Source organism: Streptomyces sp. NPDC043746 (genome assembly GCF_056436485.1).
The window spans coordinates 92,325-108,612 of the sequence record NZ_JBWKCM010000017.1 but is presented as its reverse complement, the minus strand read 5'-3'; the positions used below and the strand labels follow the sequence as shown (position 1 = coordinate 108,612).

The 16,288-nt window shown below is 72.0% G+C and carries 14 protein-coding genes; 10 read left to right on the top strand and 4 right to left on the bottom strand.

Annotated features, from left to right (window positions below; all coding sequences use genetic code 11):
• Nucleotides 1–240 precede the first annotated feature (240 nt).
• The 3 genes from AC0682_RS19660 (at nucleotide 241) to AC0682_RS19650 (ending at nucleotide 4,270) form a co-directional block, all read left to right on the top strand.
• Nucleotides 241–900 (top strand): LuxR C-terminal-related transcriptional regulator, encoded by a 660-nt coding sequence (locus AC0682_RS19660; protein ID WP_478534257.1) that lies wholly within the window; start codon nucleotides 241–243, stop codon nucleotides 898–900.
• Nucleotides 901–1,239: 339 nt separating this feature from the next.
• On the top strand, nucleotides 1,240–3,204 hold the full coding sequence (locus AC0682_RS19655) for a 2-oxoacid:acceptor oxidoreductase subunit alpha (RefSeq protein WP_478534212.1): 1,965 nt from the start codon (nucleotides 1,240–1,242) through the stop codon (nucleotides 3,202–3,204).
• A complete protein-coding gene (locus tag AC0682_RS19650; RefSeq protein ID WP_478534211.1) occupies nucleotides 3,197–4,270 on the top strand; it encodes a 2-oxoacid:ferredoxin oxidoreductase subunit beta in 1,074 nt (357 codons plus the stop codon). The genes AC0682_RS19655 and AC0682_RS19650 overlap by 8 nt, the downstream gene beginning before the upstream one ends.
• Before the next feature lie 59 nt (nucleotides 4,271–4,329).
• Here AC0682_RS19650 and AC0682_RS19645 read toward each other — a convergent pair whose 3' ends face one another.
• Nucleotides 4,330–4,827: a winged helix-turn-helix transcriptional regulator gene (locus tag AC0682_RS19645; protein ID WP_478534210.1), complete on the bottom strand. Its 498-nt coding sequence runs from the start codon at nucleotides 4,825–4,827 to the stop codon at nucleotides 4,330–4,332.
• 102 nt (nucleotides 4,828–4,929) lie between these two features.
• Between AC0682_RS19645 and AC0682_RS19640 the strand changes: the two genes are divergently transcribed.
• The 4 genes from AC0682_RS19640 to AC0682_RS19625 all read left to right on the top strand — a co-directional run bounded on the left by AC0682_RS19640 (nucleotide 4,930) and on the right by AC0682_RS19625 (nucleotide 9,427).
• Entirely contained in the window at nucleotides 4,930–5,790 is an 861-nt protein-coding gene (locus tag AC0682_RS19640) for an SDR family oxidoreductase (protein WP_478534208.1), read from the top strand.
• A gap of 249 nt (nucleotides 5,791–6,039) precedes the next feature.
• Entirely contained in the window at nucleotides 6,040–7,107 is a 1,068-nt protein-coding gene (gene rarD, locus AC0682_RS19635; protein WP_478534207.1) for an EamA family transporter RarD, read from the top strand.
• Nucleotides 7,108–7,189: 82 nt separating this feature from the next.
• Complete coding sequence (locus AC0682_RS19630) at nucleotides 7,190–8,944, top strand: FAD-dependent oxidoreductase (protein WP_478534205.1); 1,755 nt, start codon at nucleotides 7,190–7,192, stop codon at nucleotides 8,942–8,944.
• A 12-nt stretch (nucleotides 8,945–8,956) separates the two neighbouring features.
• Nucleotides 8,957–9,427: a hypothetical protein gene (locus AC0682_RS19625; protein ID WP_478534203.1), complete on the top strand. Its 471-nt coding sequence runs from the start codon at nucleotides 8,957–8,959 to the stop codon at nucleotides 9,425–9,427.
• A 30-nt stretch (nucleotides 9,428–9,457) separates the two neighbouring features.
• Here AC0682_RS19625 and AC0682_RS19620 read toward each other — a convergent pair whose 3' ends face one another.
• Both AC0682_RS19620 and AC0682_RS19615 read right to left on the bottom strand, forming a co-directional pair.
• Nucleotides 9,458–9,847: an SRPBCC family protein gene (locus tag AC0682_RS19620; protein WP_478534202.1), complete on the bottom strand. Its 390-nt coding sequence runs from the start codon at nucleotides 9,845–9,847 to the stop codon at nucleotides 9,458–9,460.
• 30 nt (nucleotides 9,848–9,877) lie between these two features.
• On the bottom strand, nucleotides 9,878–10,516 hold the full coding sequence (locus AC0682_RS19615; RefSeq protein WP_478534200.1) for a CGNR zinc finger domain-containing protein: 639 nt from the start codon (nucleotides 10,514–10,516) through the stop codon (nucleotides 9,878–9,880).
• A 22-nt stretch (nucleotides 10,517–10,538) separates the two neighbouring features.
• Between AC0682_RS19615 and AC0682_RS19610 the strand changes: the two genes are divergently transcribed.
• The 3 genes from AC0682_RS19610 to AC0682_RS19600 all read left to right on the top strand — a co-directional run bounded on the left by AC0682_RS19610 (nucleotide 10,539) and on the right by AC0682_RS19600 (nucleotide 14,112).
• The gene (locus AC0682_RS19610; RefSeq protein ID WP_478534199.1) at nucleotides 10,539–10,994 is read left to right on the top strand and encodes a VOC family protein; all 456 of its coding nucleotides are present in this window, start codon (nucleotides 10,539–10,541) and stop codon (nucleotides 10,992–10,994) included.
• 220 nt (nucleotides 10,995–11,214) lie between these two features.
• Complete coding sequence (locus AC0682_RS19605; protein ID WP_478534197.1) at nucleotides 11,215–13,074, top strand: glycosyl hydrolase family 18 protein; 1,860 nt, start codon at nucleotides 11,215–11,217, stop codon at nucleotides 13,072–13,074.
• 219 nt (nucleotides 13,075–13,293) lie between these two features.
• Nucleotides 13,294–14,112, top strand: coding sequence for an HAD family hydrolase (locus AC0682_RS19600; protein ID WP_478534195.1), 819 nt, complete (start codon nucleotides 13,294–13,296; stop codon nucleotides 14,110–14,112).
• Nucleotides 14,113–14,143: 31 nt separating this feature from the next.
• On the opposite strand, the gene AC0682_RS19595 is transcribed toward AC0682_RS19600, so the two are convergent.
• Complete coding sequence (locus AC0682_RS19595; protein WP_478534193.1) at nucleotides 14,144–16,267, bottom strand: ATP-binding SpoIIE family protein phosphatase; 2,124 nt, start codon at nucleotides 16,265–16,267, stop codon at nucleotides 14,144–14,146.
• Nucleotides 16,268–16,288: the final 21 nt, after the last annotated feature.

The following is a 16,288-nucleotide window of genomic DNA, read 5'->3' as shown; positions in this document are numbered from 1 at the left end:
CCCTCAAACGCCGGACGGGCTGGGATTCCACCGCCCAGGCCCTCTCGAAGGCCGCCGCCAGCCTCCTCCGGAATTCCGCCCTCGGACACCGGACGAGCTGGAGGGAAGTGGGGGCGGTTGTCCACAGGTGGCCCATCTGTGGGGTGGTCCTGGGATGCTGGGGGTGTCGGGCGCAGGGCGCAGAGCAGAACCAGCGGGGGACACAGCGACGTGGAGCACGTGAAGCACGTGGAGAACAGGGTGCGGGTAGTCATCGCCGAGGACTCGGTTCTCCTGCGGGAGGGGCTCACCCGCCTGCTGACCGATCTGGGACACGACGTGGTCGCGGGGGTGGGCGACGCGGAGGCCCTGCTGAAGACCGTGGCGGACCTCGGCGCGGAGCAGGCGCTGCCCGATGTGGTGGTGACCGATGTGCGGATGCCGCCGACCCACACCGACGAGGGCGTACGGGCGGCGGTGCGGCTGCGCAGGGAGTACCCGGGCATAGGAGTGCTGGTCCTCTCGCAGTACGTGGAGGAGCAGTACGCCACCGAGCTGCTCGCGGGAAGCAGCCGGGGCGTGGGGTACCTGCTCAAGGACCGGGTGGCCGAGGTCCGCGAGTTCGTCGACGCGGTCGTGCGGGTGGCCCGGGGCGGGACGGCGCTGGACCCGGAGGTGGTGGCGCAGCTGCTGGGCCGCAGCCGGAAGCAGGACGTGCTGGCCGGGCTGACTCCGCGCGAGCGGGAAGTCCTCGGTCTGATGGCCGAGGGCCGGACGAACTCCGCGATCGCCCGGCAGCTCGTGGTGAGCGACGGGGCGGTGGAGAAGCACGTCAGCAACATCTTCCTGAAGCTGGGGCTCTCGCCCAGCGACGGGGACCACCGGCGCGTCCTCGCCGTACTCACCTACCTCAACTCCTAGCCATCTGACACCCTGTCAGGCACCTGCCCGGGCAGCCGCCGCACACCCGGCGAGCGGACGGCGCACGCCCCTCCGGTCTTTGCCGGGGGTGTCCGGCGGACCCCCGCCGGGCAGTCCTGGGCGGTGGGACCTAGCACCAAAGACCTACGGACAGAGCACTTCCATCCAGCGATCGGAGGGCTTGAGAAAGATGGCAAAACCGGCTAAAAGGGTGTCTCAAAACAGCGTCCACCATATGATCGGCCCCTGGAGGGCGAACCGCACGGACGTAGGGTTGCCTCTGGAACCGCCGGCCGGCCGGACAGTTCCGAGCCGCCGCCCCAAGGGAGGTCCAGTTCAGTGACGAGCCAGGTCAGTAGCGCGGCAGAGAAGGCCGACGAGGCCAATGACGCCGTCCTCGGGGGTCAGCGTGCCCCTCTGTCAGGTACGACGGGAACGACCGGCGGCGACGGAAAAGAGGTCCGCCGCCTGGACCGGGTGATCATTCGTTTCGCGGGTGACTCGGGTGACGGGATGCAGCTCACGGGTGACCGGTTCACCTCGGAGACGGCATCGTTCGGGAACGATCTCTCCACTCTGCCCAATTTCCCTGCCGAGATCCGGGCCCCTGCCGGCACTCTGCCCGGGGTTTCCTCCTTCCAGCTGCACTTTGCCGACCACGACATCCTCACCCCCGGCGACGCTCCCAATGTCCTGGTCGCGATGAATCCCGCCGCTCTCAAGGCGAACATCGACGACGTGCCGCGTGGCGCCGAGATCATTGTCAACACCGATGAGTTCACCAAGCGGCCGATGGCGAAGGTGGGGTATGCGACCAGTCCGCTGGAGGACGGGTCGCTGGAGGCGTACAACGTCCACCCGGTGCCGCTGACGACACTGACGATCGAGGCGCTGAAGGAGTTCGGGCTCTCCCGCAAGGAGGCCGAGCGGTCGAAGAACATGTTCGCGCTCGGGCTGCTGTCGTGGATGTACCACCGGCCGACCGAGGGGACGGAGACGTTCCTGCGGCAGAAGTTCGCGAAGAAGCCGCAGATCGCCGAGGCGAACGTGGCCGCCTTCCGGGCCGGGTGGAACTTCGGCGAGACGACCGAGGACTTCGCCGTCAGCTACGAGGTCGCTCCGGCCGCGCAGGCGTTCCCCACCGGCACCTACCGCAACATCTCGGGGAACCTGGCCCTCTCCTACGGCCTCATCGCCGCCGGGCAGCTGGCGGATCTGCCGCTCTACCTGGGCTCGTATCCGATCACCCCGGCCTCGGACATCCTGCACGAGCTGTCCAAGCACAAGAACTTCGGCGTACGCACCTTCCAGGCAGAGGACGAGATCGCCGGGATCGGGGCGGCGCTGGGTGCCGCGTTCGGCGGGGCGCTCGGTGTGACCACGACATCGGGGCCCGGGGTGGCGCTGAAGTCGGAGACGATCGGGCTCGCGGTCTCCCTTGAGCTGCCGCTGCTGATCATCGACATCCAGCGCGGCGGGCCCTCCACCGGGCTGCCGACCAAGACCGAGCAGGCCGACCTGCTCCAGGCGATGTACGGGAGGAACGGGGAGGCCCCGGTGCCGATCGTGGCCCCGCAGACCCCGGCCGACTGCTTCGACGCCGCGATCGACGCGGCCCGGATCGCGCTGACGTACCGGACCCCGGTGTTCCTGCTCTCCGACGGCTATCTGGCCAACGGTTCCGAGCCGTGGCGCATCCCGGAGACGAGCAGCCTGCCCGACCTCTCCACCCCCTTCGCCACCGGCCCGAACCACACCCTGGCCGACGGCACCGAGGTCTTCTGGCCCTACAAGCGCGACCCGCAGACCCTGGCCCGCCCCTGGGCGATCCCCGGCACCCCCGGCCTGGAGCACCGCATCGGCGGCATCGAGAAGCAGGACGGCACCGGCAACATCTCCTACGACCCCGCCAACCACGACCTGATGGTCCGCACCCGCCAGGCCAAGGTCGACAACATCACCGTCCCCGACCTCGCCGTCGACGACCCCGCCGGAGCGGCGACGCTGGTGCTCGGCTGGGGATCGACGTACGGGCCGATCACCGCCGCCGTCCGCCGGCTCCGCGCCGCCGGGCTCCCCATCGCCCAGGCCCACCTCCGCCACCTCAACCCCTTCCCGAGGAACCTCGGCGAAGTGCTGAAGGGGTACGACAAGGTCGTCGTCCCGGAGATGAACCTCGGACAGCTCGCGATGCTGCTGCGGGCGAAGTATCTGGTGGACGCCCACAGCTACAACCAGGTCAACGGCATGCCGTTCAAGGCCGAGCAGCTCGCCACAGCTCTCAAGGAGGCCATCGATGCCTGACACCCAGGAACTGCAGCACAACGAACTGCTGCAGCTGGTGCCCAAGGCCGAGGCGAAGCAGTCCATGAAGGACTTCAAATCCGACCAGGAAGTGCGCTGGTGCCCGGGCTGCGGCGACTACGCCGTTCTCGCCGCCGTCCAGGGGTTCATGCCCGAGCTGGGCCTGGCGAAGGAGAACATCGCCTTCGTCTCCGGCATCGGCTGCTCCTCCCGCTTCCCGTACTACATGAACACCTACGGGATGCACTCCATCCATGGCCGCGCCCCCTCCATCGCCACCGGGCTCGCCACCTCTCGCCGTGACCTGTCGGTCTGGGTGGTCACCGGTGACGGCGACGCGCTCTCCATCGGCGGCAACCACCTCATCCACGCCCTGCGCCGCAACGTCAACCTGAAGATCCTGCTCTTCAACAACCGGATCTACGGGCTGACGAAGGGCCAGTACAGCCCCACCTCCGAGCTGGGCAAGATCACCAAGTCGACGCCGATGGGTTCGCTCGACGCGCCCTTCAACCCGGTGTCCCTCGCCCTCGGCGCCGAGGCCACGTTCGTGGCGCGCACGGTCGACTCCGACCGCAAGCACCTCACGAGCGTGCTCCGCGCGGCGGCCGAACACCCGGGCACGGCCCTCGTGGAGATCTACCAGAACTGCAACATCTTCAACGACGGCGCGTTCGAGGTCCTCAAGGACAAGGAGCAGGCCGCCGAGGCCGTCATCCGCCTCGAACACGGCGAGCCGATCCTCTTCGGAGCCGACGGCTCCAAGGGCGTCGTCCGCAACCAGGCCACCGGTGATCTGGAGGTCGTCGCCGTCACCGACGAGAACCGCGCGCAGGTCCTCGTCCACGACGCCCACGCCGCCTCCCCCACCACAGCCTTCGCCCTCTCCCGCCTCGCCGACGCCGACACCCTCCACCACACCCCCATCGGAGTCCTGCGCAGCGTCGAACGGCCGGTCTACGACACCCTGATGTCCGACCAGGTCGACACCGCCGTACAGCGCGACGGCAAGGGTGACCTCAACGCACTCCTCACCGGGACCGACACCTGGACCGTCATCGGCTGACCGGGCAGAGAGTCACCAGGCACGGCAGCGGCCCGGACCCGACCCCGCGACCAGCGGGATCAGGCCCGGGCCTCGTCGTCCGCCCCGCTCCGGCCGTGGGCCTCGCCCTCACGTGGGGGGACACCCTGGGCCGCACCCCGGCCCTGCGCCCTGCCCTCGTCGTACGCCTTGCGCGCCGCCTGTACCGCGTCGACCCGGCGCTCGGACCAGCGGGCGAGTGCCCACACCTGTTCGGCGGCCTCGGTGCCCAGCGGCGTCAGCGAATAGTCCACCCGCGGCGGGATCACCGGCTTCGCGTCGCGGTGGACGAAGCCGTCGCGCTCCAGCGTCTGGAGGGTCTGGGCCAGCATCTTCTCGCTGACCCCGCCGATCGTGCGGCGCAGCTCGCTGAAGCGGTACGAACGTTCCAGCAGGGCCGCCAGGACGAGGACGCCCCAGCGACTCGTCACATGCTCCAGCACCAGCCGGGACGGACACATCGGCTGGTTGACGTCCTGGACGGGCTTCGGCAGTCCTTGCAGGCCCGTCGCGCCCGCCACTCCATAGCTAACTCCCATGCCAGTACCTTACTTCAAAGTGGGTACTTTCCAATAGTTAGTGCTCGTCCTACGCTCGATCGGGAACACACCCCACCGAAGAACCCGAAACAGGAGCCACCCATGAGCATCGTCGTCACTGGAGCAACCGGAGGACTCGGCCGCCTCGTCATCGACGAACTGCTGGCCGCAGTCCCGGCCGGCGAGATCGCGGCGGTCGTCCGCGACAAGGAGAAGGCCGCCCCGCTGGCGGCCCGCGGTGTCGAGCTGCGCGTCGCCGACTACAACCGCCCCGACACCCTCGCCGGGGCGTTCCGGGCCGGCGACCGGGTGGTGCTGATCTCCGGCAGCGAGGTGGGCAAGCGGGTGGCGCAGCACACCGCGGTCGTCGAGGCGGCCAAGGCGGCGGGCGTGGCGCAGCTCGCGTACACCGGCATCCTCGGCGGACCGGACGCCGACTTCACGCTGGCCGACGAGCACAGGGCCACCGAGCGGCTGATCCTGGACTCCGGGCTGCCGTACACCTTCCTGCGCAACGGCTGGTACACGGAGAACTACACCGCCAACCTCGCCTCCGTCCTGGCGCACGGCGCGGTCGTCTCCAACGCGGGCGAGGGCCGGGTCGCCTCCGCCTCGCGGGCCGACTACGCCGCCGCGGCCGCGGTCGTGGTGACCGGCGAGGGACACCTCGGCAAGGCCTACGAGCTGAGCGGCGACACCGCCTGGTCGTTCGCGGAGTACGCGGCCCTGCTCTCCGAGGTGACCGGCAGGGAGATCGCGTACAACAACGTCCCGGCCGCCCTGCACCAGGAGATCCTGGTCGGCGCGGGCCTGCCCGAGGGGTTCGCCGCGATCCTCACCGACGTGGACGAGGCGATCGGGCGCGGGCGGCTCGCGGGGACCAGCGGCGACCTGGCCCGGCTGATCGGCCGCCCGACGACCCCCCTGGCCACGACCGTACGCGCGGCTCTCGCGACCGCCTGAGCCACCGCCACCCCGCCCACACCCGCCACAGCCGCCCCGCACACACCCGTCGCAGCCGCCCGCCGCCGCCAACGCCGTCGCGAGCGCTGTCATGAGCGCTGTCATGAGCGCTGTCATGAACGCTGTCATGAACGCTGTCATGAGCGTTCACCTGAAACGGCTATGACACGGAGCCCTTCCAGCGCTACCGTCATCCCGTCGGCAGACGTGTCGGCACGGCGAGCGGCGCGGCAAGTCCTGGAGGGGCCCGTGAAGGGGAAGAACGAACAGCGGGCCGGCCTGCTGTACGGAGTCGGCGCGTACGGGATGTGGGGCATCGTCCCCCTCTTCTGGCCACTGCTGAAGCCGTCCGGGGCGATCGAGATCCTGGCCCACCGGATGGTCTGGTCCCTGGCCGTCGTCGGGATCGCGCTGCTCGCGGTGCGCCGCTGGGCCTGGATCGGCGAGCTGGCCCGCGACCCGCGGAAGCTGGGCCTCATAGCCTTCGCGGCGGCGACCATCACCATCAACTGGGGCCTCTACATCTGGGCCGTGAACAACGGCCACGTCGTCGAGGCCTCGCTCGGCTACTTCATCAACCCGCTCGTCACCATCGCCATGGGCGTCATCCTGCTCGCCGAGCGCCTGCGCCCCGTCCAGTGGGTCGCGGTCGCCATCGGTCTGGCCGCCGTGCTCGTCCTGGCGATCGGCTACGGGCGTCCGCCGTGGATCTCGCTGGTGCTGGCGTTCTCCTTCGCCACGTACGGCCTGGTGAAGAAGAAGGTCAACATGGGCGGCCTGGAGTCGCTGGCCGCCGAGACCGCCGTCCTCTTCCTGCCCGCGCTCGGCTTCCTGCTCTGGCTGACGGCGAGCGGCGCGTCCACGTTCACCGCCGGGGGCACCGGCCACTGGGCCCTGCTCGCCGCGACGGGGATCGTCACGGCGGTGCCGCTGATCTGCTTCGGCGCGGCGGCGATCCGGGTGCCGCTCTCCACGCTGGGGCTGCTCCAGTATCTGGCGCCGGTCTTCCAGTTCATCCTGGGCGTCGTCTACTTCCATGAGGAGATGCCGCCGGAGCGGTGGGCCGGGTTCGCGCTGGTCTGGCTGGCCCTCGCCCTGCTGACCTGGGACGCCCTGCGGAACGCACGACGCAACCGGATCCTGGCGGCCGAGCTGCTGGCGGCCGCGGCGGCGACCCCCGCACAGGCAGCCCCCACGCTCTCACCCCCCGCGCCGACGACTCCGGGGACTGCGACTCCGAAGACCGCGACTCCGGGGACTGCGGCTCCGAAAACCGCGGCCCCGAGGACCGCGACCTCGGAGACCGCGAACCAGTAAAATCTTACCTGGTTGCTTTTATGACTCAGTTGCGCTTCCCTGGTGGCTCCGACGGAACCGTGACCGAGGAGCAGCGACCGCCATGCCCGACATCCCCGCCGACGTCCTCATCGTGGGCGCCGGTCCCACCGGCCTCACCCTCGCCATCGACCTGGCCCGGCGCGGCAGGGCGGTCCGGATCGTGGACAAGGCCCCCGCCCATCCCCGCACCTCGCGCGCCAAAGGCCCGAACCCCCGGTCGCTGGAGATCCTGGCGGACCTGGGCGTGGTGGACGAGGTGCTAGCAGCCGGTTCGGCACCGCTGCCCATGCGCGTGTACCGCGACCTGCGCCCGGTCTCCGACACCGACCCGTGGGCGCGGGCGGCCCCCACCCCGGCAGCGCACTACGACCGGCCGTGGCTGATCGCCCAGTGGCGGTTCGAGGGGATTCTCCGCGCCCGGCTGGCGACCTACGGGGTCCACGTCGAGCTGGGCCGCGAGGTGGACGGCCTGGCAGAGGGGACCGACGGGCCGCACATGACCGTCGCCTTCAGGAGGGGGCCCGCGGAACGGGCGCGGTACGTCGTCGGGTGCGACGGCGCCCACAGCTCCGTACGCAAGCTGCTCGGCGTCCCCTTCGACGGGACGACCGCCGAGGACCAGGTCATGGTCACCGGCGATGTGGAGCTGGCCCCCGGGGTGCTGGGCCGGGACCGGTGGCACCAGTGGTTCGACGAGGACGGGGCGGTCATGCTCTGCCCCATTCCCGGTACGCGGACGGGGTGGTGGTTCCAGGCCGGGCCCGAGCGGGACGGGGCGGGCCGGCCGCTTTCGCCCTCGGCCGACGGCTTCCGGAGGCTGCTCACCCGCCACACCGGACTGCCGGGCCGCCACCTGACCCGGGCCGAGCTGCTGTCGACGTACCGGGTGAACGTCCGCATGGTGGACCGCTACCGGGTCGGCCGGGTCCTCCTCGCCGGGGACGCGGCTCATGTGCATGCCATCGCGGGCGGGCTCGGGATGAACACGGGGATCCAGGACGCGTTCAACCTGGGATGGAAGCTGGGCCAGGTACTCGCCGGGCACGCGGACGCGGAGCTGCTCGACACGTACGAGGAGGAGCGGCTGCCCGTCGCCGCCTGGACGCTCGATCTCGCCTCCGACCGGTTGCGGGCCACCCTGGAGGCGATCCGCGAGCCGGGCGGAAGCCTGGCCTCCGCGATGACCGAGGACACGACGGGGCTGGGCATCGGCTACCGCTGGAGCACCCTGACCGCCCCGACCCCCGAGACCACCTCCCCACCGGCCCCGGCCCCGGCCCCGACCCCGACCCCCGAGGACACCCCGCCACCGGTCTCGAACGCCGAGGAGACCCCGCCCCCGACTTCGGCCCCCGAGACCACCTCGCCACCGGCCCCGGCCGCTCGACCGAGGCCCGGCACCGAGGGGCGAGGAGCCCTCCCCGGCGACCGCGCCCCCGACGCCCCCTGCCAGGACGCCGACACGGGAGAGCCCACGCGCCTCCACCGCGCCTTCGCGGGCCCGCACACCACCGTCCTCGGCTTCGGCCCGGCGAGCGCGGCGGCTCTGCGCGAGGTGGCGAGCGCGTACGGGAACGCCCACGTCCGCACCTGCCGGGTGTACGCGCCCCACGAGGACCGCGGGACAGCACCGTCGGGCTCACTCGTCGACGGCCAGGGTCACGCCGCGGCGGCGTACGCCGCCGCTCTCGTCGTCGTCCGCCCCGACCACCATGTGGGCGCCGTGACCTCCGCCGACGACCCCGCTCCCGTACGGGAGTACCTGCGGCGGCTGCACGGAGCGCCCGGCACGGTGGACGCCGCGCGACAAGGCTGATTGAGTGCCCGGATGGGGACTGTCCTGGGCGGGATGAGGAACGTGCGGTGGCACGAATTGCAGCATGCGTACGGCTCCGCCTCCCAGGTCCCCGGGATGCTGTCGCGGGTCGCCTGGGGTGACGGGCCGACCGCCGAGGACGCCCTGGGCGAGCTGGGCCGGTGGATCGGTGCCCCGGCCGTCTTCGACGCGACAGCGGCGGCGGTGCCGTTCCTGTGGGAGCTGGCGGGGACGGAGACGGTCAGCGACCGGGCGGGCGTCCTGGACCTGCTGACCACGATCCTCGCCGCCGGTCACGCCGAGCACCCGGAGTGGGCGCGCTCCGCGCACGAGGCTGTGGCGGAGGGCCGACCGACGGCGGTGCGTCTGGCGGCCGGCACGTCCTCGCCGCCGCACGCCGACCCCGTACGGGAGGCCGCCGCCCGGCTGCTGGCGACGCTGGACGGCCACAGGTGCCCGGCCTGCCGGGCACAGAAGGACTGACCCGCCGGAAACCGTAGGGGCAGGCCGGCCTCAGCCCAGCTCGGCCACCACCCGGTCCATCACGCCCTTCCAGTGCGTACGCCGTTCCTCCCGCTCCTCCGCGCTCGCCAGCCGCTCCTGGTGGAAGCGGAGGACGGTCCGGCCCTCGGAGCTGCCGGGGGTCACCGCGACCTGGACGGTGGAGGTGCCGTAGGTGAGGCGGATGCGGTCGCCGGGGCGGTAGCTGCGGATCTCGCCCTCGGTCCCGTCGGCCGTACGGTACGGAGCGCCCTTCCGGGTGGGTAGCGGGCCTTCGGCGCCGAGCCACAGGGCGACGCCCTCCGGACCGGTGATGAACTCCCAGACGGCCTGAGGCGGTTGGTGGAGGGTCCGGGAGACGCCGATCTCCCAGCCGGCGTCCTGAGTAAGTCCGACAGGCATGGCAAACCCCTTCAGTCAGTCGTTTCGCAGTCAGTCGTCCCGATCAGACGTCCGCGCCCGGTGGGCCCGGACCTTGTGGCGGTTCCCGCACCGCTCCATCGAGCACCAGCGCCGCTTGCCGGGCCGGGAGGTGTCGACGAACAGCAGGCGGCAGTCATCCGCGCCACACGTACGGATGCGGTGGGCGTACGCCCCCGTGAACAGGTCCACCGCATCCCGCGCGACGGTGGAGAGCAGCCCGGTCCCGGTCGCCCCGGCCGACCACTCCCACCCCCCGTCGGCCGTCAGCCGGGGTGTCAGGGGCGGCTGCTCCGCCGCGTCGTTCACCGCGGCGAGGTCGTCCGCCCCGATCGGGTCCCCCGCCACCCGGGCCTCCGCCAGCCGCCACAGCGCATCGCGCAGCCGCCGCGCGGCCACCACCTCGGCCGGGCTCACGACCAGGTCGAGCCCGCCCGGCAACCGGCTCCGCCCCGCCCAGTCCACCAGGTCCTCGGGCCCGTGCAGCACCTCGAAGTACGCCAGCACCCCGGGCCCACCGGTCGGCAGAAGTTCCAGACAGAGCGCGCCCGGGTCGAACCGGAACGAGCTGCCGTCCGGATGCACCAGCAGCATCCCCCGAGGCGCCGCCTCCGCGTCCACCTTCGGTGTGTCCATTGCCTTCCCACTCATGTAACCACTATAAACAGTTTCCATGACACGCGTACTCTCCTGGAAGCTCGTCGTCGACAGCGCCGACCCGCACGCCCAGGCCGGATTCTGGGCCGATGCCCTCGGCTACCTGGTCGAGGACAACAGCGCCCTCGTCGAGCAGCTGCTCGCCGCCGGGGCCGTCCCCGAGGCCGTCACCACCCACGCCCACGGTCGCCGCACCTGGCGCGATCTGGCGGCGGCCCGGCACCCGGACGACCCGTACGACGAGAACAGCGGTACGGGGCTGGGGCGGCGGTTGCTGTTCCAGCGCGTCCCTGAGCCGAAGACGGTCAAGAACCGCCTGCACATCGATGTGCACACCCCTCCCGGGGAGCGCGACACGGAAGCGGAACGGCTGGTGGGGCTCGGTGCGCGCATCCTGCGCGCGGTCGACGAACAGGGCGGGAGCTGGCTCGTCCTGGAAGATCCTGAGGGCAACGAATTCTGTGTCAACTGACGACAAGGGGAAGCAATCGAAGACATTTCACGACGGAGTCGGCATCCCTGGCGGCACCTCAACAGCCTCTTGGTCCAGACCTCTTGACGATTGGTCTAGGCCTTCCTAGGGTCGCGGGAACACTGCGGGGGTGCCGAGGAGAGGCGCGACGCGCTCAGGGCCACGCAGGGTTGACAGGCCAGGGGTCCCCCTGTCCGTCCAGAGCCCCCAGGGAGCATCCTTGAGCACGGAAACACGCCGGCGCCGGATCAGATCGCCGCACGGCAGCACCCCGAACAAGCGGTCCAAGGTCCTCGCGGGCGCCACGGCGCTGGCCCTCCCGCTGGCCGCCATGGTCGGCCTCGCCACCCCCGCGTCCGCCGCGACCTCGGCCACCGCCACCTACGCCAAGGCCTCCGACTGGGGCTCCGGCTTCGAGGGCAGGTGGACGGTGAAGAACACCGGCACCACCACGCTCTCCTCCTGGACCGTCGAGTGGGACTTCCCCGCGAACACCAAGGTGACCTCCGCCTGGGACGCGACCGTCACCAACTCCGCCAACCACTGGACGGCGAAGAACCTCGGCTGGAACGGCACGCTCGCCCCCGGCGCCTCCGTCTCCTTCGGGTTCAACGGCTCCGGCTCCGGCGCGCCCTCCGGCTGCAAGCTCAACGGCAACCCCTGCGACGGCTCCACCGCCCCCGGTGACAACGCCCCCTCCGCCCCGGGCAAGCCCACCGCGAGCGACATCACCAACACCTCGGTGAAGCTCTCCTGGGCACCCGCCACGGACGACAAGGGCATCAAGAACTACGACGTCAAGCGCGACGGCGCCACCGTCGCGACCGTCACCGGCACCACGTACACCAACACCGGTCTGACCGCGGGCACCGACTACACCTACACCGTGGTCGCCCGCGACACCGCCGACCAGACCGGCCCGGCCTCGGCCGCCACGACGGTCCGCACCACCGGCGGCGGTGGCGGCGAGACTCCGGGCGGGGGCAAGATCAACCTGGGTTACTTCACCAACTGGGGCTCCTACACGGTGAAGAACCTCGTGACCTCCGGCTCCGCCGACAAGATCACGCACATCAACTACGCCTTCGGCAACGTGCAGAACGGCAAGTGCACGGTCGGCGACGCGTACGAGGACTACGAGAAGACCTACACCGCGGCCAACTCCGTCGACGGTGTCGCCGACACCTGGGACCAGCCGCTGCGCGGTCACTTCAACCAGCTCCGGAAGCTGAAGGCGCAGTACCCGCACATCAAGGTGCTGTGGTCCTTCGGCGGCTGGACCTGGTCCGGCGGCTTCGGCCAGGCCGTCCAGAACCCGGCCGCCTTCGCCCAGTCCTGCTACGACCTGGTCGAGGACCCGCGCTGGGCCGACGTCTTCGACGGCATCGACCTGGACTGGGAGTACCCCAACGCCTGCGGTCTGACCTGTGACAACAGCGGCCCGGCCGCGATCAGGAACATGATGCAGGCGATGCGGGCCACGTTCGGCCCGGACAACCTGCTCACCGCGGCCATCACCGCCGACGGCTCCAACGGCGGCAAGCTCGACGCGGCCGACTACGGCGGCGCCGCGCAGTACATCGACTGGTACGACGTGATGACGTACGACTACTTCGGCTCCTGGTCCGCGCAGGGCCCGACCGCCCCGCACTCGCCGCTGACCGCTTACCCCGGCATCCCCGCGCAGGGCTTCAACTCGGCCGACGCGATCGCCAAGCTGAGGGCCAAGGGCGTCCCGGCCGAGAAGCTGCTCCTCGGCATCGGCTTCTACGGCCGCGGCTGGACCGGCGTCACCCAGTCCGCCCCCGGCGGCACCGCCACCGGCCCGGCGGCCGGCATCGAGCCCGGCAACCAGTACTACAAGGTCCTGAAGACCACCTGCCCGGCCACCGGCACCATCGGCGGCACGGCGTACGCCCACTGCGGCACCGACTGGTGGAGCTACGACACCCCGGCCACCATCGGCACCAAGATGGCGTGGGCCAAGGAGCAGGGCCTGGGTGGCGCGTTCTTCTGGGAGTTCAACGGAGACACCACCGACGGCGAACTCGTGAAGGCCATCAGCAACGGCCTGAAGTAGCCTCCGGCCCGGGACAGCTCCAGCCTGAAGCACTCCGGCCCGCAGCGACTCCCGTACGGTCCCGAGCCCGTCCGCCCCGCACAGGGGCGGGCGGGCTCGCTCCGTTCCCGGCCGCGGCCCCGGGGCGCCCCGAGGGTTCCCACGCACCCCGTCCCCGGCCGATACCCGATCCTCCCCTCGCGCGCAAGCCGCCGTCCGGGCCCTTCTAGGCTGTGGCCCATGCCCTCGCCCTCGCCCATGCCGCCCGCGTACGCCCTCGTCGCCACCGACCTGGACGGCACCCTGCTGCGCCCGGACGACACCGTCAGCGCCCGCTCCCGCGCCGCACTCGCCCTCGCCGCCTCCGCGGGCGCCCGGCACCTGATCGTCACCGGTCGGCCGGTTCCCGGAATACGGGCCCTGCTGGCGGATCTCGCCTACACCGGGCTGGTCGTGTGCGGGCAGGGCGCGCAGTTGTACGACGCCGACAGCGCCCGGCTCCTGCGCTCGGTGACTCTGGACCGGGAGGCCGCCGACACCGCGCTCGGCAAGCTGGAGGCGGAGGTCGGCGCCGTGTACGCGGCCGTGGACCAGGACGGGGCCGACGGCGTCACCCTCATCGAGCACGGCTACCGGATGCCCAACCCGACACTCCCGGCCCTGCGCGTGGACTCCCGGGACGCCCTGTGGGAACGCCCCGTCATCAAGGTGCTGGTCCGCCACCCGGAGCTGGGAGACGACGCCCTGGCCGCCGCCGCGCGCGGCGCCGTGGGCGGCCTGGCGAGCGTCACCATGGCGGGGCCGGGCACGGTCGAGCTGGCTCCGTACGGCGTCGACAAGGGCACCGGCATCGCGGCGGCGGCCGAACTGCTGGGCATCGGCCCCGAGCGGACGATCGCCTTCGGCGACATGCCCAACGACCTCCCGATGTTCCACCGCTCCGGCCACCGCGTCGCCATGGGCAACGCCCACCCGGAACTGCGCGCGGCGGCCGACGAGGTGACGGCCACCAACGCGGAGGACGGGGTGGCGGCGGTGCTGGAGCGGCTGTTCGGCTGAGACCCGCACCGGCTCGCGCCCGGCCGGCCGGTCAGCCACCCCCCGGAAGGAGCTGTTCCGTCCAGAGCACCTTGCCGTCCGGCCCGTGCCGGGCGCCCCAGTGGGCGGCGAGGCGGGAGACGATGAAGAGGCCGCGGCCGCCCTCGTCGACCGTGCGGGCGTGGCGCAGGTGCGGGGAGGCCGTGGAGCCGTCGTGGACCTCGCAGGTGAGGGTGGTGTCCAGGAGCAGGCGGAGCCGGAGCGGCGGGCTGCCGTAGCAGACGGCGTTGGTGACCAGTTCGCTGACGATCAGCTCGGTCGAGTCGACGGTGTCCTCGTCGAGCCCCCACCCCTGGAGCCGGTCGCGGACCAGCAGGCGGGCGGTGGCTGGGGTCGTACGGTCCTGGGCGAGGTCCCAGGTGGCGACGCGGTGATCGGAGACCGTGCCGGTACGGGCCAGGAGCAGCGCCGCACCGGCGGAGCGGGGGTCGTCGGGGAGGGCGTACACGACGTCGTCGGCCAGGTGCCGCAGGGCGCGGGCGGACCGGATGCCCTCGGTGAGGGACTGCCTGACGCGGTCCTCGGCGCGCTCGTCGGCGAGCAGGTCGCCCGTGCAGAAGGCGAGGACGCTGCCCTCCTCCAGGGTGATGGCCGCGGGGGCGAAGAGGCCGCCGTCCGCGTCGAAGAGGCCGGGCCCCTCAGGGACGTCGAGCGCGACGACCCGCCCGTCCGGGGCGACGGCCAGGGGCGCGGGGTGTCCGGCGCGGGCGACCGTACAGGTGCGGGTGAACGGGTCGTAGACCCCGTACACACACCCGGCCCGCAGCTCCTCGCCCTGGAGAGCGTCGCTCGGGGGCAGGGCCGCGCGTTCGCAGGCGAGGCGGTCGGCGGTCTCCTTGAGGCGGGCCAGCACCTCCTCCGGCTCCAGGTCGAGACCGGCCAGTGCCTGGATGACCGTACGGAGCTGGCCCATGGCGATGGCCGACTGGAGCCCCTCCCCCGCGACATCGCCGACGACGAGCGCCGTACGGGCACCGGAGAGCGCGATCGTGTCGAACCAGCAGCCGCTGTCCCGGCCGGGCAGCAGCACGTGGGCGGTCTCCACGGCGGCCTGGTGGCGTTCGGCCTGCGGGAGGAGGCGGCGCTGCACGGTGGAGGCGACGATGTGCTCGCGCTCGTACCGGCGGGCGTTGTCGATGGCGAGGGCCGCACGGGTGGCGGCGGTGGCGGCGAGGGAGACGTCGTCCTCGTCGAAGGGTTCGGCGGACCCGCAGCGGTAGAGGCTGAGCAGGCCGAGCACGGCTCCTCGCAGGGTGAGGGGCACGACGATCAGGGAGTGCGCACCGGCCTGTGCCAGGGCACCGGCCCCGTCCGGGTCGGCGTCCAGCCACGGGGTGTCGGCGGTGAGCGGGACGAGCCGGGGCCGCAGGTCCGCGACGGCGAGCGCGTACGGCGTACGGGGCGGGAGGCGGCGGGTCCCGCCGACCGGGCGGCCCCGGGGCGGATCGTCGCCCGGGGTGGTCCGTACGGTCGCGCAGCGGCCGGTCGCCGCCCGGCGCAGCGGGGTCTCGGGCGGCAGCGGACCCACGGGCGGATCGGCCCCGCGCAGCACCTCGTCCACCACCTCGACGACGGCGAGCCCGGCGAACCCGGGCACCAGCGCGCCGATGAGCGACCGGCAGGTGGCCGCCACGTCCAGCGAACCGCCGACCGCGTTCCGCACGGCGGCCAGCGCGGCCTCCCGCGCCCGGGCCCTCTCCCGCTCGGTGACGTCGACGACCGCGCCGAGCAGGCCGATGGCGGGGTCCCCCGGGCCGTCAGGGCTTGCGAGGCGGTAGACGGAGACCAGGAAGGTGCGGTCGCCGGGGATCTGCCTGAGCCGACCGCGTACGAGATGCTCGTGTACGGGCCCGTCCCCCGCGAGCACCCGCTTCAGGAGTTGCTCGCACCCGTCGGGGTCGTCGAGCCGGAAGGCGTCGGTGAAGCGGAGTCCGACGTACTCCTCGGTCCCGACGCCCTCGACCAGGGAGTTGACGCGGACCAGCCGCAGCTGCGGGTCGAGCACGACGAGCCCCACGGCGGACTGGGCGAACAGGACCTCCAGCAGGGCGTCGTCCAGGGCGCCGGGCCCGTCCTTCCCGGCTCGGTCCCCGGCCGGGGTATCGGCGTACGACACGGCTCCACCCACCCTCAGGGT

What these genes read in the sequence shown, in the direction of transcription:
- AC0682_RS19610 (WP_478534199.1), top strand. Translation starts at nt 10,539, where the DNA reads ATGACACGCGTACTCTCCTGGAAGCTCGTCGTCGACAGCGCCGACCCG.
- AC0682_RS19645 (WP_478534210.1), bottom strand. Translation starts at nt 4,827, where the DNA reads ATGGGAGTTAGCTATGGAGTGGCGGGCGCGACGGGCCTGCAAGGACTG.
- AC0682_RS19620 (WP_478534202.1), bottom strand. Translation starts at nt 9,847, where the DNA reads ATGCCTGTCGGACTTACTCAGGACGCCGGCTGGGAGATCGGCGTCTCC.
- AC0682_RS19615 (WP_478534200.1), bottom strand. Translation starts at nt 10,516, where the DNA reads ATGAGTGGGAAGGCAATGGACACACCGAAGGTGGACGCGGAGGCGGCG.
- AC0682_RS19625 (WP_478534203.1), top strand. Translation starts at nt 8,957, where the DNA reads ATGGGGACTGTCCTGGGCGGGATGAGGAACGTGCGGTGGCACGAATTG.
- AC0682_RS19640 (WP_478534208.1), top strand. Translation starts at nt 4,930, where the DNA reads ATGAGCATCGTCGTCACTGGAGCAACCGGAGGACTCGGCCGCCTCGTC.
- AC0682_RS19600 (WP_478534195.1), top strand. Translation starts at nt 13,294, where the DNA reads ATGCCCTCGCCCTCGCCCATGCCGCCCGCGTACGCCCTCGTCGCCACC.
- AC0682_RS19650 (WP_478534211.1), top strand. Translation starts at nt 3,197, where the DNA reads ATGCCTGACACCCAGGAACTGCAGCACAACGAACTGCTGCAGCTGGTG.
- AC0682_RS19630 (WP_478534205.1), top strand. Translation starts at nt 7,190, where the DNA reads ATGCCCGACATCCCCGCCGACGTCCTCATCGTGGGCGCCGGTCCCACC.